24 protein-coding genes and 1 pseudogene are annotated in these 25,885 nt (G+C 67.5%); 5 read left to right on the top strand and 20 right to left on the bottom strand.

The genetic code is table 11. From position 1 onward, the window contains the following. Positions 1 to 27: 27 nt before the first annotated feature. From P0Y60_01480 to P0Y60_01455, 6 genes are all read right to left on the bottom strand, one after another. The gene (locus P0Y60_01480; protein WEK61461.1) at positions 28 to 498 is read right to left on the bottom strand and encodes a DUF3830 family protein; all 471 of its coding nucleotides are present in this window, start codon (positions 496 to 498) and stop codon (positions 28 to 30) included. Continuing rightward, positions 495 to 1,253, bottom strand: a complete 759-nt coding sequence (locus P0Y60_01475) for a gamma-glutamyl-gamma-aminobutyrate hydrolase family protein (protein WEK61460.1) — start codon at positions 1,251 to 1,253, stop codon at positions 495 to 497. Before P0Y60_01475 ends, P0Y60_01480 begins: the two co-directional genes overlap by 4 nt. Next, positions 1,250 to 2,740 carry an aldehyde dehydrogenase family protein gene (locus P0Y60_01470; GenBank protein WEK61459.1) on the bottom strand — a complete coding sequence of 497 codons (1,491 nt, stop codon included), beginning with the start codon at positions 2,738 to 2,740 and terminating at the stop codon, positions 1,250 to 1,252. The genes P0Y60_01475 and P0Y60_01470 overlap by 4 nt, the downstream gene beginning before the upstream one ends. Before the next feature lie 115 nt (positions 2,741 to 2,855). Continuing rightward, the gene (locus P0Y60_01465) at positions 2,856 to 3,881 is read right to left on the bottom strand and encodes an Lrp/AsnC family transcriptional regulator (GenBank protein ID WEK61458.1); all 1,026 of its coding nucleotides are present in this window, start codon (positions 3,879 to 3,881) and stop codon (positions 2,856 to 2,858) included. 171 nt (positions 3,882 to 4,052) lie between these two features. Next, the gene (locus P0Y60_01460; GenBank protein WEK61457.1) at positions 4,053 to 4,694 is read right to left on the bottom strand and encodes a hypothetical protein; all 642 of its coding nucleotides are present in this window, start codon (positions 4,692 to 4,694) and stop codon (positions 4,053 to 4,055) included. 128 nt (positions 4,695 to 4,822) lie between these two features. After that, positions 4,823 to 7,357: a metallophosphoesterase family protein gene (locus tag P0Y60_01455; GenBank protein WEK61456.1), complete on the bottom strand. Its 2,535-nt coding sequence runs from the start codon at positions 7,355 to 7,357 to the stop codon at positions 4,823 to 4,825. A 186-nt stretch (positions 7,358 to 7,543) separates the two neighbouring features. Between P0Y60_01455 and P0Y60_01450 the strand changes: the two genes are divergently transcribed. Next, positions 7,544 to 7,837: a hypothetical protein gene (locus P0Y60_01450; GenBank protein ID WEK61455.1), complete on the top strand. Its 294-nt coding sequence runs from the start codon at positions 7,544 to 7,546 to the stop codon at positions 7,835 to 7,837. A 13-nt stretch (positions 7,838 to 7,850) separates the two neighbouring features. On the opposite strand, the gene P0Y60_01445 is transcribed toward P0Y60_01450, so the two are convergent. Further along, positions 7,851 to 8,456: a cyanamide hydratase gene (locus P0Y60_01445; GenBank protein ID WEK61454.1), complete on the bottom strand. Its 606-nt coding sequence runs from the start codon at positions 8,454 to 8,456 to the stop codon at positions 7,851 to 7,853. 48 nt (positions 8,457 to 8,504) lie between these two features. On the opposite strand from P0Y60_01445, the gene P0Y60_01440 reads away from it, so the two are divergent. After that, positions 8,505 to 9,932 (top strand): CCA tRNA nucleotidyltransferase, encoded by a 1,428-nt coding sequence (locus P0Y60_01440; GenBank protein WEK61453.1) that lies wholly within the window; start codon positions 8,505 to 8,507, stop codon positions 9,930 to 9,932. A 1-nt stretch (position 9,933) separates the two neighbouring features. Here the strand turns inward: P0Y60_01440 and P0Y60_01435 are convergent, their stop codons facing one another. Then, positions 9,934 to 10,347, bottom strand: a complete 414-nt coding sequence (locus P0Y60_01435) for a PIN domain-containing protein (GenBank protein WEK61452.1) — start codon at positions 10,345 to 10,347, stop codon at positions 9,934 to 9,936. Then, entirely contained in the window at positions 10,334 to 10,663 is a 330-nt protein-coding gene (locus tag P0Y60_01430) for a hypothetical protein (GenBank protein WEK61451.1), read from the bottom strand. The genes P0Y60_01435 and P0Y60_01430 overlap by 14 nt, the downstream gene beginning before the upstream one ends. A 106-nt stretch (positions 10,664 to 10,769) precedes the next feature. On the opposite strand from P0Y60_01430, the gene P0Y60_01425 reads away from it, so the two are divergent. The 3 genes from P0Y60_01425 (at position 10,770) to P0Y60_01415 (ending at position 14,226) form a co-directional block, all read left to right on the top strand. Next, positions 10,770 to 12,092: a GAF domain-containing protein gene (locus tag P0Y60_01425; GenBank protein WEK61450.1), complete on the top strand. Its 1,323-nt coding sequence runs from the start codon at positions 10,770 to 10,772 to the stop codon at positions 12,090 to 12,092. A 114-nt stretch (positions 12,093 to 12,206) separates the two neighbouring features. Continuing rightward, complete coding sequence (locus P0Y60_01420; protein WEK61449.1) at positions 12,207 to 13,757, top strand: aldehyde dehydrogenase; 1,551 nt, start codon at positions 12,207 to 12,209, stop codon at positions 13,755 to 13,757. 70 nt (positions 13,758 to 13,827) lie between these two features. Then, positions 13,828 to 14,226 carry a DUF779 domain-containing protein gene (locus tag P0Y60_01415; GenBank protein ID WEK61448.1) on the top strand — a complete coding sequence of 133 codons (399 nt, stop codon included), beginning with the start codon at positions 13,828 to 13,830 and terminating at the stop codon, positions 14,224 to 14,226. A gap of 18 nt (positions 14,227 to 14,244) precedes the next feature. Here P0Y60_01415 and P0Y60_01410 read toward each other — a convergent pair whose 3' ends face one another. The 11 genes and pseudogenes from P0Y60_01410 to P0Y60_01360 form a co-directional block, all read right to left on the bottom strand. Continuing rightward, on the bottom strand, positions 14,245 to 15,000 hold the full coding sequence (locus P0Y60_01410) for an ATP-binding cassette domain-containing protein (GenBank protein WEK61447.1): 756 nt from the start codon (positions 14,998 to 15,000) through the stop codon (positions 14,245 to 14,247). Then, the gene (locus P0Y60_01405; GenBank protein WEK61446.1) at positions 14,997 to 15,794 is read right to left on the bottom strand and encodes an ABC transporter ATP-binding protein; all 798 of its coding nucleotides are present in this window, start codon (positions 15,792 to 15,794) and stop codon (positions 14,997 to 14,999) included. The genes P0Y60_01410 and P0Y60_01405 overlap by 4 nt, the downstream gene beginning before the upstream one ends. Continuing rightward, positions 15,791 to 16,651: an ABC transporter permease gene (locus P0Y60_01400; protein WEK61445.1), complete on the bottom strand. Its 861-nt coding sequence runs from the start codon at positions 16,649 to 16,651 to the stop codon at positions 15,791 to 15,793. Before P0Y60_01400 ends, P0Y60_01405 begins: the two co-directional genes overlap by 4 nt. Further along, positions 16,648 to 17,610 (bottom strand): ABC transporter permease, encoded by a 963-nt coding sequence (locus tag P0Y60_01395; GenBank protein ID WEK62838.1) that lies wholly within the window; start codon positions 17,608 to 17,610, stop codon positions 16,648 to 16,650. Before P0Y60_01395 ends, P0Y60_01400 begins: the two co-directional genes overlap by 4 nt. A 51-nt stretch (positions 17,611 to 17,661) precedes the next feature. Further along, positions 17,662 to 18,873: pseudogene (locus P0Y60_01390) on the bottom strand (ABC transporter substrate-binding protein). A 313-nt stretch (positions 18,874 to 19,186) separates the two neighbouring features. Next, entirely contained in the window at positions 19,187 to 19,882 is a 696-nt protein-coding gene (locus P0Y60_01385) for a DUF1684 domain-containing protein (GenBank protein ID WEK61444.1), read from the bottom strand. Positions 19,883 to 19,965: 83 nt separating this feature from the next. Further along, positions 19,966 to 20,481 (bottom strand): DUF2087 domain-containing protein, encoded by a 516-nt coding sequence (locus tag P0Y60_01380; protein ID WEK61443.1) that lies wholly within the window; start codon positions 20,479 to 20,481, stop codon positions 19,966 to 19,968. A gap of 1 nt (position 20,482) precedes the next feature. Continuing rightward, positions 20,483 to 21,622, bottom strand: coding sequence for a hypothetical protein (locus P0Y60_01375; GenBank protein ID WEK61442.1), 1,140 nt, complete (start codon positions 21,620 to 21,622; stop codon positions 20,483 to 20,485). 183 nt (positions 21,623 to 21,805) lie between these two features. After that, on the bottom strand, positions 21,806 to 22,933 hold the full coding sequence (locus P0Y60_01370) for a YcaO-like family protein (protein WEK61441.1): 1,128 nt from the start codon (positions 22,931 to 22,933) through the stop codon (positions 21,806 to 21,808). A gap of 898 nt (positions 22,934 to 23,831) precedes the next feature. Beyond that, positions 23,832 to 24,914, bottom strand: a complete 1,083-nt coding sequence (locus tag P0Y60_01365) for a hypothetical protein (GenBank protein WEK61440.1) — start codon at positions 24,912 to 24,914, stop codon at positions 23,832 to 23,834. Then, a complete protein-coding gene (locus P0Y60_01360) occupies positions 24,911 to 25,879 on the bottom strand; it encodes a hypothetical protein (protein ID WEK61439.1) in 969 nt (322 codons plus the stop codon). Before P0Y60_01360 ends, P0Y60_01365 begins: the two co-directional genes overlap by 4 nt. Positions 25,880 to 25,885: the final 6 nt, after the last annotated feature.

The raw sequence follows: 25,885 nt of genomic DNA, 5'->3' as shown, positions 1-25,885 counted from the left end.
GGGATGGGTCCAGCACGGAATGGACGCCTAGACCAGGCGTCCGATGGTGAGCTGCTTCGCTCCGTCGATGCGGATCGCCGCGCTCTCCTTGGCGAACTCCGCCAATCCTTCGGTGATGCCGCCCCAGATGTTGACGGGTGTCCATCCGAGCGGGCCGAGAGTACGTGCACCACGATCGTAGAAGACTCCGATCTCGTACCACTCGAACGGCAGGCCGCCCATCTGCATCGGACGCTGCCAGTACCACTGCAGATCGCCCGGTGCGGGCACGACCTGCTGGTTCTCGAACGGCACCTTCTCGGGGTCGAAGTTCTGCGCCTCCTCGGGCAGTCCGACCATGACCTCGGGTCCGGCGTACATGGCGTGCATCGCCTGCATGGTGACCGGCTTCTCCAGCGCACCCCACATGGCTTCGCACGTGCGAGGGGCGAGGTCCTCGAACAGGGTGGCGACGGCGCGGACGCCGTTCTCGTACTCGAGGAAGACCTGCTTGGTCATCGTGTTCCTTTCTCCGCAGTGGCGTGTTCCACTGCTCGTTCACGGGCGGCCGAGACGAACGCCGCGAACAGCGGGAGCTCCTCTGCGGCCTCGACGGGGTCGATCATCTTCTCGGGATGCCACTGCACCGCCCAGAAGGGCCAGTCGCCGTCGGCCTCGACTGCTTCGACGATGCCGTCCGGCGCCCACGCGACCGGGTGCAGACCGGGGGCGGGGATGTCGACGGACTGGTGGTGGATGGTGTTCACGACGCGGTCGCGCACGCCGTACAGGGCGGCGAGTCGGCTGTCCGCCGCGAACGAGACGGGATGCCTGGCCGAGAGCTGCTCATCGGCACCGCGCACGGGGTGATGGTCATCGGTGGAGGGGATGTCGACGATCAGGGAGCCCCCGAACGCGATGTTGCTCACCTGCATGCCACGGCAGATCGCGAGCACGGGCAGGCCGCGCTCGCGAGCGCCGAGCGCGAGAGCGATCTCGAACTCGTCGCGGGCCGGGTCATACGTCTTTCCGGTCTGCGGCTCGGCGCCGTAGCGTGCTGGATGCACGTCTTCGCCGCCGGAGAGCACGAGTCCGTCCAGGCGGTCGAGCACGTCGTCGACACCCGCGGTCGGCGGCAACAGCACGACGGCTGCCCCTGCGGCCTCGATGGGCGCGGAGTACTCGGTGCCGAGGCTGTGCGCGGGTCGCCCCGTGCCCAGGTCGGTGTCGATGAAACGGCGCCACGTGGTGATGCCGATGAAGGGACGGGTCACGAGAGTGCGATCCAGGTGGTCTTCAGATCGGTGAACTTCTCCATGGCGTGCAGGCTCTTGTCACGACCGAAGCCGGAACCCTTGACCCCGCCGAACGGGATCGTCATGTCGCCCTCCTCGAAGCAGTTGACCCAGACGATCCCGGCGCGCAGTCGGCGCGAGAGGGTGTGCACGGCGTTCAGGTCATTGCTCCACAGCGCCGCGGCGAGCCCGAACTCGGTGCCGTTGGCGATCGTGAGTGCGTCTTCCACGTCGTCGTAGGCGATGACCGAGAGCACGGGGCCGAAGACCTCGCGTTGGGCGACCTCGTGCGCAGGGGTCACTCCGAGCACGACCGGGGCGAAGTAGCTGCCGCCGTCGACGGCGGAGAACCGTTCCGCGCTGCCGGCGGCGAGCACGCCGCCTTCCGCCTGGGCGCGCTCCACGAAGCCCGCGATTCCCGCAAGCTGCTTCTCGCTCACGATCGCACCCATCGAGGTGCTCACATCGAAGGGGTCGGCGGGAAGGCTGTTCCGCGCCACATCGGCAGCGATCTCCATGGCGCGTTCGTGCTGTGCACGTGGCACCAGTAGGCGGGAGGATGCGGTGCACATCTGCCCCTGGTTGTAGAAGCAGCCGTCGGCGGTGGCGCGCACGGCCTTCTCCAGATCGGCATCCGGCAGCACCAGACTCGCGGTCTTGCCACCGAGCTCGGGCCAGACGCGCTTGCCGTTGGATGCCGCGGAGTAGCCGAGGAACCGGCGGCCCACCTCGGGTGAGCCCGTGAAGGTCACGACGTCGACGTCGTGGTGCTCGCCGAGCGCACGGCCGGCGATGTGTCCGGCACCGGGGACGACGTTGAGCACTCCGGCGGGGATGCCGGCGTCGTGGGCGAGCTCCGCGAGGCGGAGCGCCGAGAACGTGGTGTGCTCGGCGGGCTTGAGCACCACGCTGTTACCGACCGCGAGCGCGGGGGCGAGCTTCCAGGCGGTCATCGTGAGCGGGAAGTTCCATGGCACGACGGCCGCGACGACACCGGCGGGCTCGCGGGTGACCAGAGCCAGACTGTCGGGTGCGGTGACGGGCATCTCGTCGAGGACCTTGTCGGCGGCCTCGCCGTACCAGCGGAAGCAGTTCACGACAGCGCGGAGCTCGGTCTGCAGTGCCTCGCGCACGGGCTTGCCCATCTCGAGCGAGATGGTGAGGGCGAGCTCTTCCGCGTTGTCGTGGATCCTCTGCGCGAAGGCGATGAGCAGCTGGCCTCGTTCACGGGGCGCGATGCGCGACCACACGCCGGAGTCGAAGGTGCGGCGTGCGGAGCGCACGGCCCGGTCGACGTCGGAGACCGAGGCGGCAGAGATCTCGGGGAGGGCCCGACCGTCGCGAGGGCTCGTCGGGGCGAGGGGCTCCGCCGAACCGGCCTCCCAGCTGCCGTCGATGAACATGCGGGTGCGCAGGCGCAGGGTCGCAGCGCGATCCGCCCAGTCGTCTCCAGTTGCCGTGAACACGGTCGTCCTCTCCCGGGGTGAAGGCCCCTGGAGAGATAGTCGCCCTAATTCGCCACTGCGTCAAGCTCTAGCGAACGATCTCGCCACTTCTTTACACGCTCGTAACAGAATCGGCCTACAAGCGGATGGCTCCCGTCGGCATGTCAATGGCCAGTGCCTCGGGTGCCTCGTCAACGATGAGCGACCCGCGCAGCACCGGCGTGATGACCACGAGCGACTCGACGACCTCGAGGCCGTCGTGTCCCGCCACGGCAGGACCGGTGAGGAACCGGTAGAACTCGTCGGCGTCCTTCACCAGCACGTTGGCGAGCAGCTGCGAGGTTCCGGTGGTCGCCGCGATGAACTTCACCTCGGGGGCAGCCGCCAGCGCGGTGCCCACCTTCTCGAGGCGGTCCATCGGTACGCGCAACCACACCAGGGCCTCCAGGCCCAGGCCGAACAGGCTGGGCACCACCTCGGTGCGAGGGTGCATCAGGCCGCGCCGGTTCAGGGACTCCATGCGCCGGCGGGTGGTCGTGACATTCAGGCCGAGGGCGCGCGCGAGCTGGGCTACCGGCATCCGCCCGTCCTTCAGCAGGAGCCTGATCAGCGCCTCCTCGTCTTCGCTCAGTGCATCGGCGGGGTCGACCTCCGAGCCCGAGGACTCGTCGAGCATCCGTGCCTGCGCATCGGTCAGCACACCGGCGCGCCAGTCGTGTCCGGAGCGGAAGAACTTCAGCACCGTGGTCACGTTGATCGACGCGATGCCCTCCAGCTCGGGGAAGTCGGTGAACAGCAGCTCGCGGATCGACGCGTCATCGCGCGGCAGCAGCATCCCGGCGATGTCGCTGCTTCCCTCCAGGACCGACACGGAGGAGGCATCGGATCGGCGCGCCAGGGTGCGAGCCACGTACCAGAGGGCATGGGGCTCGGTCGTGATGCGGAAGAGCACGGCGCGGGCATGCAGCACGCGAGCGGGATCGACGTAGGTCGAGACACGCACCAGCCCGCGATCGAGCAGCCGCTGTCCTCGACGGGCCACGGTGCGCTCGGGCAGATCGACCACACGGCCGATCTCACCCCACGAGGCGCGCCCGTTCACCTGCAGGGCCGCAGCGACGATCCGATCGGTCTCGTCGGCCATCACATCGTTCGCGGGCACGGGCTCTCCTTCGGCGGGACGGACTCGGTCGAAGGTTATCTCACGTGCGGGGTAGCCTTCCGGCACACAACTTCGGAGATGGCGGAGGACACGCCGCCCAGGATGCCGAAACGACGGTGTGTCGTGAGTGGCATCCGAAGTCGTGCTCGGGCGCGGCGCAGCCGAGTCGGATCAGATGTCGCTGAAGTCGTTGCCGCCGCTGCTGATGCGGGTGATGACGTCGTCGGTGATCTGCAGGGTGATGTACTCCACGCCGACCTCGCCCGGATGCACGAGCGACACGGTGTCCGGTACTTCGCGCATGCCGATCTTGAGGTAGTCGGCTGTGCCGTCACCGTCCTCATCCCACTCGTCCTCCGCGCCGGCCGCGACAGCATCCGCACGCGTCGAACCGATGCCGAGTCCTTCCGGTGTGAGGAACGTGACCCCGGGGGCATCTGCCGACACGACCACGTCGAACCGAGTCTCACCGACCGTGGCCTTCGTTCCGTCCCAGTCGAATCCGGCGTACACGCTGCCGTACGGACCCTCGACGCTCCCTTCGGTCGGTGCCGATCCGAAGGCGTCGGTGAGGGCGGCGATCGCCGCGTCCGAATCGGCGTAGCCGATGACGGCGCCTCCATCGATCGCGAGGCCTTCGACCGAGACCTCCACGGTGCGGTCGGAGGGCGTGGGGGTGGCCGACGGCGAGGGGAGCGGCGACGACGACGAGGGCGTCGCAGCCGGCCCATTCGCTGGGGAACAGGCAGCCAGCGAGAGACCGATCACCGCGACGGTGGCAGACAGGAGGACGACGCGAATCCGACGGTGCATGGCACGAGCCTAGGGTGCGCAGGGGTGGGAGATGCCCCTGCGTGCGGCACGATCTGGAATCGTTACGGGCCGGAACGCGAGAGGGCGCCGCCGGGCCGAAGCCCGACGACGCCCACGGATGCCGTCGACTACTCGGCGTCCACCTCTGCAGGCTGACGGCGGCGGCGCATCGCGAACAGGCCGAGACCCAGTGCGAGCAGCACCACGGCGCCGATGATGTACGGCATGCTGTCGGCCCCGGTCGTGGCGAGGTCGCCGTCGGTCGCCCCACCGGTGCCGGGCGTCTCGTTGCCACCGGTGGATGCCGCGGTGACGGTGAGCGAGGTCGTGACCTCGGTGCCGTCGGCGCGGATCACGGCGAGCGTGTGCGTGCCGGCCGGAGTGGATGCCGGGATCGTGAGCGCGCGGCTGAAGGCGCCGTCGGCATCGGCCGTGACCGTACCCAGGTCGACCGGGTCGGACCGCAGCTCGAACCGCAGCTCGGCGTCGGCCGGGAAGCCGCTTCCGGCCACGGTGAGCTTGCCACCGGCCGCGACGGATGCCGCACCCAGTTCGATCTCGGCGGGAACCTCGGGCTGGGTGACGGGAGGCGTGACACCCTTCTCGGTGACCCACTTCTCACCGGCATCAGACTTGGTCACCGTGAAGGTGTCGTAGACGGCGCCGACGGGGAGGTCGGTCGTGGAGTTCTCGGTCTTCTCGGCGAGGTACGACTTGTAGACGAGCTGGTTCTTCGACACGTCGATCACCTGGTACGTCGTGACGCCCTGACCGCGCAGCACCTGGGTGGCGCCGTTGTTGGTCCAGACGTTCTTCTCGGGCGTCTCGAGGTCGTAGTGCTTCGCGCCGGAGTTCGACACGACGTACACCGGGCCGGTGGTGAGACCGGGGGTCTCGGTGGCGTCGGTGTTCAGGTAGCCGCGTGCGTACGTGTGGTCGTGACCCATGAGCACCAGGTCGATGTCGTTGCGCTGGAAGACGGGCACCCAGTCGGCGCGCAGCTTCGGTTCGTCGCGACCCTCGGAGGCGGAGAAGACCGGCTGGTGGAACGTGACGACGTTCCACTTCGACGGGCTGTTCTGCAGCAGCAGGTCGAGCCAGGCGCCCTGGAAGCGGATCCACAGCTCCTCGCCCTTCGCCAGCGGGCACTCCGCACCCGAGCACGACGGGAGTGCCGGGGGCGTGAGGAATGTCGCATCGCGCGTCGCGTTGAGCGTGATGAACCGGACGTCCTGATAGTCGGTGTAGTACGCCGTCTCGGCGGCGAAGGCGCTCCAGTGGTCGAACAGCGCGCGGTACTGCTTCGCGACGTCGGTGTCACCCTTCGCGAGGTCGGCGAGGTCGCCGATCGAGCTCGTCGACGGGTTGTTGCGCGGGTACTCGAACGCGGCCTTCCATGCCGTGAGCAGCTTGTCGCCGGAGTACTCGTGGTTGCCGGGCGCCGCCATCACGTTGGTGCGGACCGCGGAGTCCTTCATGCCCTTGAACCAGTTGACCCACTCGTTCTCGTTGCTCGAGGTGTTGATCAGGTCGCCCGCGTGCACGGATCCGATCGAACGCGGGGCGTTCGCCTCGGCCTGCTTCACGACGCTCGGCCACGTCGTGTCGAGGCCGATCTGCGCGTCGCCGTAGTAGATGAACTGGAAGTCCGTCGCGTTCGGGTCGGCGGTCGTGAACTCGTACCAGTCGCTCCAGCTGCCGGCGAGACCGACGCGGTAGCGGTACTCCGTGGCCGGCGTCAGGCTCGTGACCGTGGCCGAGAAGTGCTTGTTGGGGTTGCCGTTCACGACGCCCGCGTCATAGGCGTCGATCGTGCGGGTGTCACCGCCGGCAGACGGGGCGATCTCCACCTGGCCCGAGGTGTGCGAGGCGTCGCCGGCGAGCCAGCTGAACGACTGCGAGATCTCGGGGTTCTCAGTGGGGGTGAGGATGACGCGCGTGGGCGGGGCGACCACGGGGGTGCTCGGGTCGGATGCCTTGATCAGCGTCAGCGACGACATGTCGAAGTAGATGTCGGAGCTGGTCTCACGGTCCTGGAACAGCGAGACGGCGATCGTGTTCGTGCCGTCGTGCAGCAGTTCGCCCTCGGCGCTGAACGTGCTCGTGAGCGGGTCGCCGTTGGAGTCGCCGGCGTACTCGACGTTCTTCGTGTCGGTGATGCGGCCGTCGACGTAGCGGGCGACCTCCTCGCCGTTGATCCACACGATGATCGCGTCGTCGTAGGTGATGGTGCTCTGGAGCGCGGCGACCTGCTCGGCCACACCGGTGCCGAGTTCGAAGGTCGTGCGGAAGAAGTACGTGGGCACGGTGGGAGCCTTCGTGCCGTCGAGGTAGTGGTTGAGGAGCGTCTTCGGCGTCTGCGGTCCGACGGCGCCGAGCTTGCCGTTCTTCGCGCCGAAGGATCCGGCTGCGGTCTTCCAGGCGCTGTCGTCGTAGGCGGGGAGCGTCCAGTCGCGCAGGGCCGAGGGCGCCGGCGAGGGGTCGGACCCGTCATCCAGGTAGTGCCACGCGGTATCGCCGGTGATCAGCGAACCGGTGGGCACCTCGGGGTCGGGTGCGGCGAGGGCCGCGGGGGCGACGACGGCGCCGCCGAGCAGGGCGAGGAGCGCGACGGACGTGAGTCCGTGACGCCGCCACCGCACCGCAGGGGTGGGGGAGGTCATGTCTGTCCTTTGTGGGGTGGGGTTTTCGTGCTCAGCCGCACGGGGCCCCTTCAGCCCATCGAAGCGGGATGACCACGGGCTGACCTCCGAGCGTCCGGCAGATGAACGGATGCTCCGGCATCCGTCACCACCACCCGGAATGCGAGTGCCCGAGCAGTCCTGAGGACGCATCGGTACCCTGAGGCCATGAGCTACGCCGGAGGAGACTCGGTCGATGCCCGCGTCCGGGCGGTCGAGGCGCACTTCCGCGCCAGGCAGACCCGGTTGTTCCTCGGGTTCGCGCTGATCGAGGGGCCGGTGCTGCTGATCCTCGCGGTCGCGATCTACGGCTTCGAGGTGATCGACTCCGACGTCGGCATCTGGCTGCTCGTCGCGGTCGCCCTGGTCGGCGGGTTCCTGATGAGCGCGCTCCTGGTGCGCCAGATGCAGGCACGCACGCAGGCCATCGCCCAGGCCAGGGGTGAGAACCCGCTGTTCTGAATCGGCCCCCGGATCAGGGCAATCGATCGAGCGGGTGGTTCTCCAGCTTGCCCACGACTCCGCCGGTGACCAGCCGGTGCGCGGAGGTGTGCGGTTTGCGCGTCGCCTGATCCACGACGCCGTCACCGAACTCGCGCGCCAGCTCCAGGCGCGGGTACTCGGCCAGCACCTCTCGCAGGAAGCTCGCGGGAAGGACATCGGCCCGCGCGCCGGAGATGTCGAGCGCCGTGCCGATCTCGAGCAGGTAGCCTTCGGTATCCATCGCCGGATCGACCGACGGCCAGTTGTGCCGGATGATGACGTCGAGCGCGCGCCGGCTGCGATCCGTCTCCCACCCTGCGCCGGTCGTGAGCGTCACGGCGACGTGCCCGCCCGCCTCTTCGTACGACAGATTCACGTTGTCGAACTCGGGCACGATGCCGATGTCGTGGAGCATCGCCGAGACGTACAGCAGCTCGTGATCGATGCCGACCCGCCCTTCGACGACGGCGAATGCCTCAGCCCACAGCCACGACCTCACCACATGGTTCTGCATCGACTCGGAGTGATAGTGCGCCGCCAGGGCTCGTGCCGCACGGGCTGCGGGCGTGGCGGGAGGCGTGAAGGTGCTCAGCTGCATGATGGGCCTCACATTACCTCCGCGACCCCGCCCGGTACGCTGGAACCCATGCTCAACATGGCTGACGGCCTCGCTCGTCTCGGTGCACTGGCCGAGAATCCGGTCGTCCGCACCCTCGCGGCGGCGTTCACGGATGCCGGTTTCGACCTGGCCGTCGTGGGTGGTCCGGTGCGCGATGCGCTGCTCGGACGCGAGACCCACGACCTCGACTTCACCACGAACGCCTCGCCCGACGAGATCATGAAGATCGTCAAGCCCGTCTCCACCGCGCAGTGGGACATCGGCCGGGCCTTCGGCACGATCGGTGCGCGCGTGCAGGGCGAACAGGTCGAGGTCACGACCTACCGCGCGGACAGCTACGACGGCATCACCCGCAAGCCGACCGTCGAGTTCGGCGACTCGATCGATGGCGACCTCGTGCGCCGCGACTTCACGGTGAACTCGATGGCGCTGCTGGTGCCTTCGGTCAAGCTGGTCGACCCGACCGGAGGCGTGGAAGATCTGGTCGCCGGTCTCCTACGCACCCCGGCCGACCCGGCGATCTCGTTCGGCGACGACCCGTTGCGGATGCTGCGCGCAGCGCGCTTCAGCGCTCAGCTCGGTTTCCGCGTCGAGGAGACGACGGCCGACGCGATCGCCCAGCTGCGCCAGACCCTCACGATCGTGAGTCCCGAACGCATCCAGTCGGAGCTCGTGCGGCTCATGCAGAGCGACGACCCGGTGCGGGGCATCCGCGTGCTGGTCGACAGCGGCCTGATCGACGAGTTCCTGCCCGAGGTCAGCGCCCTGCGGCTCGAAGTCGATGAGCACCACCACCACAAGGACGTCTACGAGCACTCGCTCACGGTGCTGAGCCAGGCGATCGCGCTCGAGACGTCACGCAATCCGGGCGCCGCACCGGACGTGGCGCTGCGGATCGCGGCGCTGCTGCACGACATCGGCAAGCCGCGCACGCGCAAGCTCGAAGACGGCGGGGTCGTCACCTTCCATCACCATGACGTCGTAGGCTCGCGCATGGCCCGCAAGCGGATGCAGGCGCTGCGCTTCGACTCGGCGACGACGGGTGCGGTCGCGACGCTGATCGAGCTGCATCTGCGCTTCTTCGGCTACGCCGAGGGCGCCTGGACGGACTCCGCCGTGCGCCGCTACGTGAGAGACGCCGGGGATCAGCTCGAACGCCTGCACATCCTCACCCGCGCCGACGTGACAACGCGCAACAAGCGCAAGGCCTCACGGCTCGCCGGTGCCTACGACGACATCGAGTCGCGCATCACGGCGCTGCGCGAGCAGGAGGAGCTCGACTCCATCCGTCCGGAGCTCGACGGCAACCGCATCCAGACCGTGTTGGGCATCTCGCCCGGTCGCGAGGTGGGCGAGGCCTACAAGTTCCTGCTCGAGCTGCGGCTCGACGAGGGCGTGCTCGGACCCGAGGTCGCAGAACAGCGCCTGCGTGAGTGGTGGGCGTCGCGCAGCTGAGTCAGCGCAGCGTCGGCCCGGATACCCGCAGCGTAGGGGTGACGATCTCGACCTGGTCGGCGACGAGCTCGAAGTCCTTCGCGTTGAACGTCATGAGCCGCGCGCCGAGCGAGTGGGCGTGCCCGGCCAGCATGATGTCTTTGCTTCGGGCGTGTGCCGGTCGTCGCTCGGCGACGCGGGCCGCAAGCTTCGCATAGCTCTGCGCAGCAGCGACGTCGAACGGTAACCATTCGGCACCGAGGTTGGCCTCGATCCAGGCCAACCTCGTCGTGCGTTCACGGCGATGCTCGTCTGTTGCCGCGGCCTCCACGCCGAACTCCAGTTCCGCATAGCTGATCGAGCTCAGCACGATCGGTTCGTCGGGGAGCTCGATGAGAGAGAGGTCGACGAGCGCTGACGTGTCAAGCAGAATCACGAGGCTCCCACGGGTTGCGGAAATCTTCGTCATCGCCGTCGCCACGGATATCGGCTAGCCACGCCTCGGCATCGACGGGAGGGGCGGGGTTCGCCTCGATCCAGGCCATGACCTCACCGCCGCGGACCGACCAGCGTCGCTCCGGCAGTCGTCGGGCCAGGCTCGCCTCCAGGCCACTGTCGGGTCCGTCCTCGTTCACGGACCGCAGGAGCAGCTCGCGCACCTCGGCCTCCATGGATCGGGAGTTCCGCTTGGCGCGCGCCTTAAGTGCAGCGACGACCTCATCGCTGAGATTCCGGATGGTCACCGTGGCCATGTTCGCCTCCTGACAGCAGAATGCTAGCACTCGGACCCCCATTCCCCCGAGGCATCCCGGCCAATACACTGGCATGAAGCTCCACCGTCGATGATCGGAGACTGCCGTGTCTGCGTCGTGGCACGACTCCCGGGACGCCCATCCGGCGACATCCCGCCTTCTCATCGAGCGCGCGCACGAGGAACTCCTCGCCGGAAACCTCGACGATCAGCGGCTCGCGCAGGTACGACCGCTCGTTCGCGAATCGTGGGAGCGCTCGTGGCGCGGACGGGTCGGCCCCGAGGCGGCGCCCGTGCTGGAACTCGCATCGGATGAGCTCGACGCCTACCGCCGCGCCCATCCGCTCGCGACCGCGATGGACATGATCCGTGCGCTGCTGCTGCCCGGGGAGTCGGAGGACTCCGGTGTCGTGATCGCCGTCGGAGATCAGGCCGGGCGGCTGCTGTGGATCGAGGGCGACCGACAGCTGCAGTCGCTCACCGACGGGATGGGCTTCGTGGCCGGGGCGAACTGGGCGGAGGATGCCGTGGGCACGACCGCTCCGGGAACCGCGCTCGCACTCGGACAGTCGGTGCAGATCCGCGGCGCCGAGCACTACAACCGGCTCGTGCACCCGTGGTCCTGCACGGCCGCCCCGGTGCGCGACCCCGAGACCCAGCGGGTGCTGGGAGTGATCGACATCACCGGCGGATCGGAGGTCGTGAGCCCGCAGGCGAGGCTGCTCGTCGACGCCACCGCCCGCGCCGTGGAATCGGAGATGCTCGTCGCGCGTCTGCGCTCGCGCGCCGAGACACCGCCACGATCGCATACGGCCGGTGCGCGCCTGAAGGCGACGGCGCGCGCGACCCTGCATGTGCTCGGACGTGATCGCGCCCGGCTCGAGACCGAGTCGGCGCACGAGGAGTCGATGATCGAGCTCAGTGCCCGTCACGCGGCGATCCTGTTGATGCTCGCCGTACACCGGCAGGGGCTCTCCGCCGAGCGTCTGTGCGAGCTCGTCTATGGCCCCGGCGTCTCGCCCGACACACTGCGGCCCGAGATGGTGCGGCTGCGCAAGGTGCTCGAGCGCACCGCCCCCGACCTCGTGCCCGAGTCGCGCCCGTACCGGCTGCCGCTGCCGCTCGACACGGATGCGCACGACGTGCTGTCGCTGCTCGACCGCGGCGCGCATCGGGTGGCGCTGACCGCGTATCGCGGGCCCGTGCTTCCGGAATCGACCTCGCCCGGCGTCGAGGAGTTCCGCGAGACCGTGCGCGCCGGCCTGCGTGAGGCGATGCTCTCCGAGGCGAGCCTCGACGTGCTCCTGGCGTACGCCGAGATCCCCGAGGGGCAGGCGGATGCCGAGATCCTCCGTCTGGCGCTCGAGATGCTGCCCGCACGGTCGCCCAAGCGCGCGAGCCTGGTCGGCCGCATCGAGCGCGCGCAGTAGCCCCGGCATCCTCCGCAACTTCTCGCAACGTTGCGCACCGGGGTGCAACCCTCGGCGACCTACCTTCGGAGGACACGCCGCTGCACCGACGCGCGGCCCGTCGAAGGAGCAACGATGACCATCGTCGAAGAAGACGTGTCCACCGCCTACACGGCCCCGGGTCAGCCGGGAGCCGCCGCGAACTACCGCGCCCGCTACGGTCACTACATCGGCGGCGAGTTCGTCGACCCCGTCAAGGGCCAGTACTTCGAGAACGTCAGCCCGGTCAACGGCAAGCCCTTCACCGAGGTCGGCCGCGGCACGAGCGAAGACATCGACCGCGCGGTCGATGTCGCCTGGCAGGCCTTCGCGGGCTGGGGCAAGACGAGCCCGGCGGAACGCTCGGTGGTCCTGAACAAGATCGCCGACCGGATCGAGCAGCACCTCGAGGAGATCGCGGTCGCCGAGACCTGGGAGAACGGCAAACCGGTGCGTGAGACGCTCGCCGCCGACATCCCGCTCGCGATCGACCACTTCCGCTACTTCGCCGGCGTCCTGCGGGCGCAGGAGGGCGGCATCAGCCAGCTCGACGAGAACACGGTGGCGTACCACTTCCACGAGCCGCTCGGGGTGGTCGGCCAGATCATCCCGTGGAACTTCCCGATCCTCATGGCCGTGTGGAAGCTCGCCCCGGCGCTCGCCGCAGGCAACTGCGTCGTCATCAAGCCGGCCGAGCAGACTCCGGCATCTCTGCTGTTCCTGTTCGAGATCATCGGCGACCTGCTGCCCGCCGGTGTCGTGAACATCGTCAACGGGTTCGGCATCGAGGCCGGTGCGCCGCTGGCGCAGCACAAGCGCATCCGCAAGGTCGCCTTCACGGGTGAGACCACGACCGGTCGCCTGATCATGCAGTACGCCTCGCAGAACCTGATCCCCGTCACGCTCGAGCTCGGAGGCAAGAGCCCGAACGTGTTCTTCGAGGACGTCGCCCGCGACACCGCCGATCCCTTCTACGACAAGGCTCTCGAGGGATTCACGATGTTCGCGCTCAACCAGGGCGAGGTCTGCACCTGCCCGTCGCGCGCGCTCATCGCGAAGTCGATCTACGACGGCTTCCTCGCCGACGGTCTCGCGCGGGTCGGCAAGGTCGTGCAGGGCAACCCGCTGGACCCCGCGACGATGATCGGCGCACAGGCGTCGAACGATCAGCTGGAGAAGATCCTCAGCTACATCGACATCGGAAAGCAGGGTGGCGCCCGACTGCTCACGGGCGGTGAGCGCGTCGACCTCGGCGGTGACCTCAGCGAGGGCTTCTACGTGGCCCCGACCGTTTTCGAGGGCACGAACGACATGCGCATCTTCCAGGAGGAGATCTTCGGGCCCGTGCTCTCGGTCACGTCGTTCGACGACTTCGACGACGCGATCTCGATCGCCAACGACACGCTCTACGGTCTCGGCGCCGGTGTCTGGAGCCGTAGCGGCGATACCGCCTACCGCGCCGGCCGGGCGATCGAGGCGGGTCGTGTGTGGACGAACACCTACCACCAGTACCCGGCGCACGCCGCGTTCGGCGGATACAAGCAGTCGGGCGTGGGCCGGGAGAACCACAAGATGATGCTCGACCACTACCAGCAGACGAAGAATCTGCTCGTCTCGTACGCGGAAGGGCCCATGGGCTTCTTCTGAGTTCGACCTCCGGGCGGATGCTGCGGCATCCGCCCGGATTCATCGGTGGACCTCGGAGGAAGGCGGAATCATGGTGAGCATCGGAACCTATCAACGGGTCGACGTGACGGATGCCGCGGCATCCCTCGTGCGGGATCTGACCGTGCAGCACGGCCCGCTGATGTTCCATCAGTCGGGGGGATGCTGTGACGGCTCGTCGCCCATGTGCTACCCGGTGGGCATGTTCATCACCGGGCCGGGCGACGTGCTGCTGGGCGGGCTCGACGTCGGACTGGATGCTCCGGTCGAGATGTTCATGTCGAAGTCGCAGTTCGAGTACTGGAAGTACACGCACCTCACCGTCGACGTCGTGCCCGGTCGCGGCGCGGGGTTCAGCGTCGAGGGACCGACCGGCATGCGGTTCCTGATCCGCTCCCGCATGCTGAACGAGGCCGAGCTGGAGTACTTCGGGCTGGGCTCGGCTGGGTAGCGATCGTCGAGGGGGGAGTCAGCGGGGGAGCCGGGGAACGGCGTCGACCAGGGCCCGCGTGTACGGATGCTGCGGGGCGTGCAGGACGGATGCCGTGGCGCCCTGCTCCACCACGCGGCCGCTCTGCAGCACCACCGTGCGCTCGCAGGCCGAGGCGATCGCCGTGAGATCGTGCGACACCATGATCAGCGACAGGCCGTTCTCGCGGCGCAGTCGGTCGAGCAGCTCGAGCACCTGCACGCGTGTGGTGACGTCGAGCGCACTGACCGGCTCATCGGCGAGCAGTACCCGCGGCCGCGACACCACGGCCCGGGCGATCGCGATGCGCTGACGCTGTCCACCCGAGAACTCGTGCGGGTACCGGCGCGCGACATCGGCGGGAAGCCCGACCGATTCGAGCGCTTCGGCGATCCGTCCCTGGGCATCGGCGCCCGACGCCAACCTCAGCGAGCGCAGGGGTTCCCCGATGATGCGGTCGATGCGCTGACGCGGGTCGAGCGAAGAATACGGGTCTTGGAACACCGGCTGCACACTCGCGCGGAAGCGCCGCATCTGCGCACGATCGCGCAGTGCGAGCGGCTCCCCGTCGAACAGCACCTGGCCGTCGCGCGGGGCTGCGAGCCCGAGCAGGAGGCGCAGGATGGTCGACTTGCCCGCCCCGGATTCCCCGACCAGGCCGAGCGACTCGCCCTCATCCACGTTCAGCGACACGTCGTCGAGCACCGACCGCGAGCCGTAGGAGAAGCCGGCGCCGCGCACCTCGAGCAGGGTCATCGCTCAGCCTCCCCGGCATCGAGGTACGCGTCGAGCGCGCGGGCGCTGTCGACCAGCATCCGCGTGTAGGGCTCGGCAGGGTTCTGCAGCACCCGGGCGACCGGACCCTCTTCGACCACGAGACCGTCGCGCAGCACGACGATGCGCTCGACCATGCGCGACACGACCGCGAGGTCATGGCTGATGAACAGCAGGGCCATGCCGCGTTCGGCGACCAGCCGCTCCAGAAGAGTCAGCACCCCGTTCTGCACGGTCACGTCGAGCGCGGTCGTCGGCTCATCCGCGATGAGCAGCTTCGGCTGTGCCGCGAGGGCGATCGCGATCGCGACGCGCTGGCGTTGCCCGCCGGAGAGCTCGTGCGGATAGGCGCGGGCGATGCGGGGCTCCGACAGCGCGACCTCGTCGAGCGCCGCCCCCACTTCCGAGCGCAACGCCGCGCCGCGAAGGCCGAGGTTTCGACGCAGCGGCTCGGCGATCTGCCGGCCGACGCGCATCAGCGGATCGAGCGCGGTCAACGGCTCCTGGAACACGATCTGGGCGATCGGTCCGCGCAACGGGCGAAGATCGGCATCCTTCGCTCCGACGACCTGGTGTCCGTCGAGCAGTACCGATCCGGATGCCGTGAGCGCTTCGGGCAGCAGGCCGGTGACCGCGAGGGATGTGAGCGACTTTCCCGAACCGGATTCGCCGATCACCCCCAGCCGCTCTCCGGGCGCGAGTGTGAACGAGACGTCGCGCACGAGGGCGCCCGACGCGGAGCGCACAGTGAGACCCGCCACCTCGAGAATGCTCATCGGCTCCTCCGGCGGGTCGGGTCGGCAAGATCGCGCAGGCCATCGGCGAGGAAGTTCACGCCCAGCACGAGGGCGATGATCGCGATGCCGGGGGCGATCGCGCCGACGGGTGCGGTGAGCACGGTTCCCTGCGCCTCCTGCAGCATGCGACCCCACGACGCGTTGGGCGGCGGTGCGCCGAGTCCGAGATACGACAGGCTCGCCTCGGCCAGCACGGCGGCGCCGAACTGCAACGCCAGGCTCACGGCCAGGGTGGGTGCGATGTTGGGCAGCACGTGCTGGCCCACGATGCCGAGCACCGAGGTGCCGCTCGTGCGTGCGGCGGTCACGAACTGCTCCTGCAGCACCCGGCGTGCCAGGATGCGCGTCAGGCGGGCGACGACCGCCGACATGGCGAGGCCGATCGCGAGCACCGCCGACCACAGCGATGCCCCCTGCACGGCGACGACCAGCATCGCGAGAAGCAGCACCGGGAAGGCGATCACGACGTCGAGCCCGGCCGATAGCGTGTCGTCGACCCAGGGGCGAGCGAAGGCGGCGAGGAGCCCGATGATGATTCCGATGACCGCGGCGATCGCCACGGAGACGAGCCCGACGACGAGGGCGATCCGCGCACCGGACATGAGCTGCGACAACAGGTCGCGTCCGAGGCGATCGGTGCCGAGCAGATGCAGGGCGCTCGGTCCTTCGAGTCGGCTGCCGCTCGTGTCGGACAGCGGATACGGCAGCCACACGAGCGAGACGAGGGCGGTGAGCACGATGAGTCCGGTGAGCACGAGCCCGATGAGCAGGGTCGCCTTCGGCCGGCGGCGCACGCGCACCGGACCGGTGATCAACTGCTCGGCGACGCGGCTCATCGGTTCCCCGAGACGCTCGTGCGCAGGCGCGGATCGATCAGTCGCTGCACGATGTCGGCCGCGAAACCGACGAGCAGCACGAACAGCGTGCTCACCACGAGCACGCCCTGGATGACCTGGAAGTCATGCTGTTCGATGGCGGAGAGCAGCAGGCTGCCGAGTCCCGGAAGGGTGAAGACGCTCTCGACCACGACCGCGCCCAGCAGGGTCGTCGACAGCTCGATGCCGAGGATCGCGACGACCGGCACTGCACCGTTGCGCAGCCCGTGACGCAGCAGTGCCTCCGGCGTGCTCGATCCGCCGGCGCGGGCGGTGCGCAGGTAGTCGCTGCCGATCACGTCGAGCGTCGCGGACCGCACGTAGCGGCTGAGCGACGCGCTCATGACGATCACGATCGTGATCACAGGGAGGGCGAGGGAGCGCAGGGCATCGGCCGGATCCTCCCAGTCGTCGCGGGGGAACCCGCCGGAGGGCAGCAGGCCGAGGGCGAGGGCGAAGATCCAGACGAGCACGACGCCCACCCAGAACACCGGCACGGCGACGCCGAGCTGCGCGAAGCCCGACAACGCGATGCCGTACCAGCGGTCCGCCTTGACCGCGGCGGTGATGCCGATGATGAGCGAGACGAGGAGGGCGACCCCGAAGGCGATCAGCGTGAGCGGGAGGGTCACGGCGAGACGGTCGGCGATATCGGGGCCGACCGGGCGGGAGCTGAGGAACGACTCACCGAGGTCGAGGCGCAGCAGCTGCGCGACCCAGGTCGTGAACTGCTGCAGGAGCGGCTGATCGGAGCCGACCTGTGCGCGGGCGGCGGCGATCTGCTCGGGCGTCGCGTTGACCGACAGCAGGGCGTTCGCGGGGTCGCCGGGCAGCAGGCGCAGCAGCACGAAGATCGCGATCATGGCGACGACGAGCGACACCGCGAGGAACGCGAGACGACGCAGCAGGTAGGCGAGCATGAGGTTCAGGATGACGAGGGGGATGCCGACGCGCGGCATCCCCCTCGCGCGTCAGGACTTGACGATGTCGTAGGCGAAGAACTGGGAGTTCAGGCCGTTGACCGGGTACCCGCTGAGGTCGCTCGAGGCGACCACGATCTGCGGGTACAGGTACAACCATACGCTCGCGGCATCCTCCGCGATCTTCTCGTTGACCTGCTTCAGAAGCGCCGTCTGTTCGTCGGTCGTGGGAGCCTGCTCGGCCTCCGAGACCCACTTCTGCACGTCGGCGTCGTTGTAGCCCCAGTAGAAGTCGGGGTTGCCGTACCAGACCACGTCGCGATCGTTCACGTGCTCCTGGAGGGTGGCCTCGAAGTCCTGCTCCTTGAACACCTTCGTGTACCACTCGTCGGCGCTGATCGTGTTGATCTCGACGGTGATGCCGACCTCGGCCAGCTGCGACTGCAGGAACTCCGCCACGGCGGGATGCGGGTCGTAGCTCGGGGTGTCGAGCGTGAACGTGAAGCCGTCGGCGTAGCCGGCCTGCGCGAGCAGATCCTTCGCCAGATCGACGTCGTAGGGGTTCACCTTCGTGAGGTCTTCGTACCAGGGGTCGGTCGGGGGGACCATCGATCCGATGAGCGTGCCGTAATCGCCCCAGATCGACTCGAGCAGCTTCTTCGTGTCGATCGCCGAGTACACGGCCTTGCGCACGAGGGTGTTGTCGAACGGGGCGACGCGGTCGTTGAACGCGAGCAGCTCCTTCGTCGTGGAGGTGCCCTCGCTCACGACGTAGTCGTCGGTGTCGAACTGGGCGAGCGAGTCGGGGCTCTGCACGCTCGTGATGACGTCGATCTCGCCCGTCAGCAGGGCGTTGTTCTCGGCGGTCGCGTCGGTGAAGTACGTGTAGACGACCTCACCGTTCTTGGCGGGCTCACCCCAGTAGTCGTCCCAGCGGTCGAGCGTGAGGGTCGAGCCCTTCTTCCACTCGTCAAGCGTGTACGGGCCGGTGCCGTCTTCCGAGGATGTGATGTCGCCGGCCTCGTCGTTGACGATCCAGACGTAGCTGAGGTTGTACAGGAACGAGATCGACCGCTGCGAGAGGGTGAAGACGACCGTGGTGTCGTCGGGCGTCGCGATGTCGGAGATCACGCCGAAGCTCGACTTGCGCGCCGACACGGAGTCCTCCGCGGTGACGGCCTCGACGCTCGACTTCACGTCGGCGGAGGTGAGCGGGTCGCCGGAGTGGAAGGTGACGTCGTCGCGGAGGGTGATCGTGTAGGTGAGGCCGTCGTCGCGACACCTGAGCGTCTTCGGCGAGCAGCGGCTCGACCGCGCCGTCGTCGGTCAGGCGGTAGAGGCCCTCGTAGACGTTGCCGGTGAGCGCCTCGGTCACGCCCTGTCCGCCGCCCTGCGTGTTGCTGAGGTTGGTCGGCTCGTAGAGCGACCCGATGAAGATCGTGGCGTCTTCGCGTGCGCGGTGGCATCGGCGGCGCCCGACGCGCAACCGGCCACGAGGGCGAGGGTCGAGACAGCGCCGATGGCGCCCAGAAGGCGTGTTCTTCTCATGGGTACTCCAGGGTGAGAGTGTGCGGCGTCAGGCCGCGTAGATGTCGAAGCCGTCGCGGAACACGACGTTCTTCTCGCCTGCTCGGATCGGCAGGGGGAAGCGGTTGGATGCCGGCGGGAGCGGGCAGTTGTACTGCGCGGAGAAGCCGCACGGCGGCACGAACGCGCGGTTGAAGTCGAGCACGACCGTGCCCTCGTCGTCACGCAGTTCGACGAAAAGGAATCGTCCCGACCCGTAGGTCTCGGAGCCGTTCGTCTCATCGCCGAACACGAGCAGCAGTGTGCCGCCGTCGTCGAACGCGGCGAGCGTGTACTCGCGGCCGTCGAGCTCGAGGTGGATGTCGCCGGGAACGACGAGCTCGCGCGTGCCGCCGTTGTCGCGGATGTGCTCGAACGGCACGGTGCGGTTTCCGGCGACCGGGGTGAAGCGACCCTCGAGCACCCAGGCGGGGTCGTAGTCGTAGGTGTCGATGCGTTCGAAGGAACGGATCGCCGGAGCATCCGCGTCCCACACGCGCAGACCGTGCTCGGAACCGCCGGTCTCGATGTTCTTGCGCTCGATCGGCGTCACCTGCACCGAGGCCGCCGCGGCATGACGCTCGGCGTCCAGATCGGGGCGCTCACCGGTCCAGCGGGTCTCGGTCAGGGCGAGGTTGCCCGTCGCCGAGGTGACGGCGGCGCGGCGATCGGCCTGCCAGAGGGTGTGTGCTTCGCGTTCAGACATCACCTTCCATTCTCGGGCATGCAGAACGGGGTGGGCCCGGTCTCGTCACTCTGGGTAACGCGAGACGAGAGCGCCGCGTCCGCTCACTCGGCGGCGGCGATCGGCCCGCTTCCGGTGAGCGCATACTCGCTTCCGTCTGAGCGTCGTTCGACGAGTTGGTAATCCACGAGGTATCTGCGCAAGACCGCGACATCCTCGGAGTAGGGCAGGAGCCGTTCGTTCAGTTCCCGCTCGGTGAGGACGTCGTCGGCGCTGATCACGCTGCGCGCCACCAGGGCGAGAAGCTCCCCGCGTTCTTCGAGATTCGCGGGGTACTGGCGGATGCGCGTCCCGTCGAGGAACCGCTCGATTCCCTGCTGCCGGGGAACGGCCACCGCGTCGAGAACCGATCGAAAGACGTCGGGCTCGAACGACTGCGTTGCGGCGTTCACGAGCCCGCCGTGGACGAGTGCTTCCGTCACTCGTACGCGCTTCGACGGTGAGAGCCCCGCTGTGGCGGACTCGAGGGTGGCGCCGAGCATCAACTCGGCTGCAATGCGTCGCGTCTCCGGGTTCGCCAGAATCGCCACCAGCGGTCTCCACTGGTTCGAAGATTCCATCTCAGACTCCCTCTCCCACTTCTTCGGCTTCCACCCTGACCCCGCGGTGCAGGCCCCCGACGAGCACAGCCAGGTAGAGCATTGCCGAGGCCGTAACTCCCCATCCGATTCCGAAATTCTGGCCTACGATCGCGACCACGGGAGCCACCATTGCGACGATCAGCGAGTCGGCCATGGAGACTATCGAGCCCGCTGTTGCTCGGATGCTGTTCGGGATGCCCTCATGGAACAACCCTGACACGAGGACTTGCAGGGCGCCATGGAGCGCAACATGGAGAATGAAGGCCACCCAGATGAACACCGCGCCGTCAGCAATCGCAAATATGATCGCCGCCACCACATTGAGCGCCGCGACTGCAGCCACATGCGTCACTCGAACCTTGAGAACTCGGAGTATCAGTGGGCCGAAGATGTTCGCCGCGTTCAAACCGATGTAGCCGAACGCAAGGAAGACCAGAGACACCTGATCGAACTTGATCTGCCAAAGCAAGAATGGTGCCACAGCGGCCGCGTTGGTAACGACGAGGAGCCACGCATGCGGTGTTCGTGCAGTTCCCAGCGCCTGACCAAGGAACGAGCGGAGCGGGATCTTCACGATATCGGCCTTCGTGTCCCGGAATGTGGCGATCGCAACTCCAGCGGCGACGAAGAACGCGATGGCAGCAACCCAGATTCCCTGAGGCCACACGGCGAAGAACGAGATCCCGATTGCACCACCCAAGATCCCTGCTGAGGCGGCGAGATACGATATTCGACCAAATGCTGCGGCGATCCTATTGGCGTCTATTGCCTGAATCTCGTTTACGACCAGCGCGTTTGAGGTTCCGCTCATTGCGGCAACGGCAACGCCTGCGGTCACCTGTGCCAGCAGGAGGGTCGGCTCGTTCAGGTTCAAGAAGAACAACACGAATGCGACTATTCGGAGGAGATTCCCGAGCTGCAACGCCAACTTGTTCGAGTACCTATCGAACAGGATTGCGAACGGAAGCTCAGCAGCCGTCACTGCGATATTGAAAACGGCAGTCATGACTCCAACGAATGCCAACGAGTAGCCGACTGCCTGAAAGTAGATCACGTCGACGGATGCGAAGCAGGCCACACCGGCGGCACTCAGCATTATGAACGCGTATGCACGTTTCAAGGTCGATCCACTCTCTACATGAACAGTGAACCGCGGTACTGAATGCGCGGCTCGGGGTGGCTCAGAAACGCGGCAAACTCCGTGAATCGGTGGCAGGCTTCGAAGTAGGTCGCATCGCTCACGCTTGCGCCGCTCATCAGAACCTTGGATACGGCGAACCCGGGTTCGTTGACCAGCGGGAACTCATATGCAGCCAGCCCCTGCCGAGCTGCGGAATCGATGAGGTCGTCCACTGACTGGGTCTCCACGAAGAGTTCTCGCGCACGTTCGAGGCTTTGCGTGCTTTCCCCGGCGGTGAAGAGGTTCGGCATCGCCTGGATGGCTTGCCCGCTGAACCATAGGTGGATTCGGGAGCAATGTGACCGTGAAGGTTCCGGTATAGCAACGCATCGCTTCTGTCATGTCCGGCGGCAGCGTCGAGAGCTTGATGTGGACCGGTGTAGCGCCGGTCCTTGCGTAGTACCAGAAGGCATCGCGCTCCACGATCTCGCGAAGCGCCTGCGTTCGAGCATCCTCAGCCGTAGCTCCGGAAGCTGCGCCGTTCGTGCTTCCGGCGACGATCGTTGAGTAGGGGTCACTCAAGTACGGGCACAGTGCAAGGTTCGCGGGAATCTGAACTGCTTGAGTGGTGTGGAGATCTATGGCATCCATCCACTCAAGGACGGTGTCGTTTGTCAACGGCACAATCGAAGGATGCTGATCAACCACCGGGAAGCCAAAGACGGCCCCCGTGTTGATCGCTCCATCGATCGCACTTGACGTGCCCACCACGACCTGACGTCGATCCGCGGTCGCCAGGGCGTAGCGCTCGAATGCCTCCCCCAAGCAACTGGCGAGCGCCTGTTCCGGGCTGAACCCCTTGCCGCCCGCGATCTCGCAGTGCTGGACATCGGCGCTTGTGCGGATCGGGGCATTGACGAGCGACACGGACGTCGCTTCTGGAACAGGGACAGGGTTGCCCACCACCGAAGCAAAGCCGAACGCCCAGCGATTTCGGCGAACGAAGGCCTCGGCGCTGACTGAGCGTTGCCCGCCCGTGTCCGCAATTGGTGACTCCACTTCGTTGGCTTTTCGCGAGATTGTCCGCAACGCGGGCGGGGTAACGGACTGGCGCGATCCTGCGCACTTGGAGCAGTCCGACGCCGCGACGACACATGACCAGTTCTGAGCACCGTAGGCGTTCGTAAGGGCGATTGATAGATCGTGGATGCGGTGGAGGCTGATGATCAGGATCGAGGCGCTGAAGTCAGAGAAGACGGAGTTCTCATCGCCGCGGTAGAAGTGGTCGATGAAGTCGGCGATCGAGGCCACGCAGCGATCGCATCCGTCGCGTTGATCTTGGCGGACAAGCGCCCAAGTGTGAACTCTCGCTCCTAGCCGCCTTACCTTTGCGTCAGTGGGCGCCGAGTCTGCAGCGACTCTGAACCGGGACCTCGCCACGGCCGCCACACCGAGCTCATCGCAGATCGCTCGGTAGGCGCCGTACAGCTCTTCTTTCATCCCTGCCTCCTTTTGGCTATGTGCATGGGAGGGGACGGACACGAATGCGTCCGTCCCCTCGTCTTGCGTGACTACTTCGTGGGGCCGTAGCTCTGCTTCTACTGACGGCCGGCGAAGACGCGGTTCGGCTTCGAACTCAGGACGCGAGACTTGATCATTTCGAACTCCTTATCCAATAGACGCTCTCTCTGTGTGAGGCACGTCTCTCTCTAGATGGGACTCGGAGCGCGACGGTCGCGCCCGAATGGTTGTCAACCCAAGGAACTCAGTCTCGGTCGGTCATGAGTCGGATGCAGCGAGTTCCGGCGACGTTCCCCAGCACTAGGGGACGGCGATCAGGACTCCGTCGGGCCGACGCGGAGCTCGCGTCGTTCGAGCTCGCGTCGCCTCGACGTGAACCGTAGGTAGGCGCATCCGCCTGCGTAGGCCGATCCGGGCGGGATGCTCCTACGCCGGCTCGATCGCCTACCTCCGCGACCGGAACGGGATCATGCAGCTGAATAGGCGCAACGGCTTGCAACCCCATCCGGTATACCATTCCGGTATGCGCCGAGTAGCGTCAGTCCCCAGCTGACCGCGGGCGCGGCGGCTCAGCCGCCATGCGGAGGGGGAGTCACATCCACCTCTGATCCCGAGGGGGGATGGGGTGGGTCGCTGATCCCCAGAAAAGCACCCACCCCCACAATCGGCGCGGTCGGCCGTGTCGGTCTCAGCGCGTGCGCATCCAGGCCAGGGCGATGCCGAACAGCACGATCATGACGATCGGCAGCCATCGGCCCCGACGCTTCAGGCGTCGGCCCTGCGACGCGACCCCCGGTGGCGGGGTGAGCAGGCCGACCGGGGGAGCGAACGGGAGCAAGGCTACGGCGCCCGTCGCGGCATCCGACTCCAGACGCTCGTCGCGCCAGCGTGCCCACTGGTCGAACTTCGTGAGCAGCGCGCCGACGGCGCCGAAGAGCCAGGCCCAGGTCGCAGGATCGAGGGTGGACACCTTGCGTTGCGTGTAGAGGAACAGCCAGTCGTCGACGATCTCGACGTCGAGCTGGGCCGCGTTGTCGATGAAACGCGCCATGATGTCGGGCGTGAACAGATAGAGGGCGTCGCGTTCGTAGCCCGCCGGGCAGTACAGGGTGAAGTGCTGGTCGAAGTCGCCCTCGAGCGACAGACGCTGCTCCTTCTGGAACGATGCGGGCAGATTCGACCCGAACCCGTTGTTGCCCTTCGCGTCGAGCACGATGTTCGGCAGGGGCACGTCGAGCTTCACGGCCACGTAGCCCCAGCGGTATGTCGTCGAGTTCTTCCCCGACTGCACCGTGTACTGGTAGTTGCCGAACTCGACGAACCGAGGCCGTGACCCGCGCACGAGATCGGTCGCGAGGCGCGATCGTCCGAGGCTGAAGATCATGCCCGGCAGCGGAGGATCCGGGAGCCTGGCCTCGTAGCTCATGCCGTTCACCTGCGCGAAGCGGCTGAGCCGGTACCGGCGCTCGCGGCCGTTGCGAACGCCCATCCAGATGAGCAACCCGGTGGCGGTGAGCACCAGGGCGATCAGGATCAGCGGAATCGCCTCCGCTCCCGGTGCGTCCGACATCGCGGCCAGGCTGAAGATCAGCGACAGGCTCGTCGGGATGAGGATGAGCGCGACGACCACAGCGATGATGATCCCCATCACCGTGCCGGCGGAGGCCGTGCGTGTGCCGCGGGAGCGCAACTCCGCCGTGAACGCCCGCACTGCGGCCGGATCGACGGGGTCGGTCAGGGGGCGTGAGTCGAAGGTCGGCGGCGTCGTCATCGGTTCAGCTCGTCGGCATCCCAGGTGAGGTCGGCGCCTTCGGCGATCGGCATCGCCTCGAGCCGAGGGTCGTCGCAGATCGCCCGGACGAGGTCGGCCGAGCCCGCGACGATCGTCGAGTCGAAGTCGATCTCGCTCACCATCACCCACGCCCGGTCCTCGGGCCAGAGGATGTTCGGATGCTGCGCCGACGGCGCGAACCCGTGCTCCTCACCGATGCGATCGCGCCAGGGCGCATCCAGCACCCATTGCGGATCGGCGAACGCGCGCGGCGCTGCGGAGAACAGCACATGATCGCGCCCCGGCAGCTGGAGGCGTGCGCCCTCCGAGATCTCACGCGAGAGGATGCCCTCCTGCCAGGTGGGCTTGCGGAACACGTTGTTGAACGGGTCATGCGTGCTGCGATTGAGCATGGCCTGGTGGTTCGGGTCGTCGGTGAAGGTCAGGAATGCACGCGACGGCGTCTCGCCGAAGAAGCCCACGAGTCCGCCGCGCCCCTCCCACAGGGCGGCGAAGCCGGCATCCGGCGCGCGCGTGTGCACGACGAGGTGTTCCGCGATCGCCGCGAGATGCGCGGGGCTGAGCTCGCCCTCCATGGGGGCGGTGAACTCACGCCCGTCGGGAGACACCCGGGAACGCCAATCCTCGTCTGCGGGGGTACGGACGATCCGTTGCCACTGCGCGAGCGGATGCAGGACCGTGCCGAACGCGGCGGCGGTGTCGGCCCACGTGGTCGGTGCGTCGACGAACTGCTCGACGAGTCGGGCGGTCTCCTCGCTGGGCAGCTTCTCCCACTCGGCATACGTGGGAACCGGGCGATCGGGCAGCGACCGGACATCTGCCGGATGGAAGACCCGGGCGTAGGCGGGATACCCGCGCGGGACGACTCCGTGCATGCTCGAGTACCCCTCGTCGAGCTGCTCCCGCAGCCACGCGGCGATGCTCGGGTTCGCGATCCACTCCATGCGATC

The organism is Candidatus Microbacterium colombiense (genome assembly GCA_029203165.1).
Taxonomy (GTDB): domain Bacteria; phylum Actinomycetota; class Actinomycetes; order Actinomycetales; family Microbacteriaceae; genus Microbacterium; species Microbacterium colombiense.
Note: the sequence above shows the minus strand (reverse complement) of the source record. Positions and strands in the feature narration are given on the sequence as shown.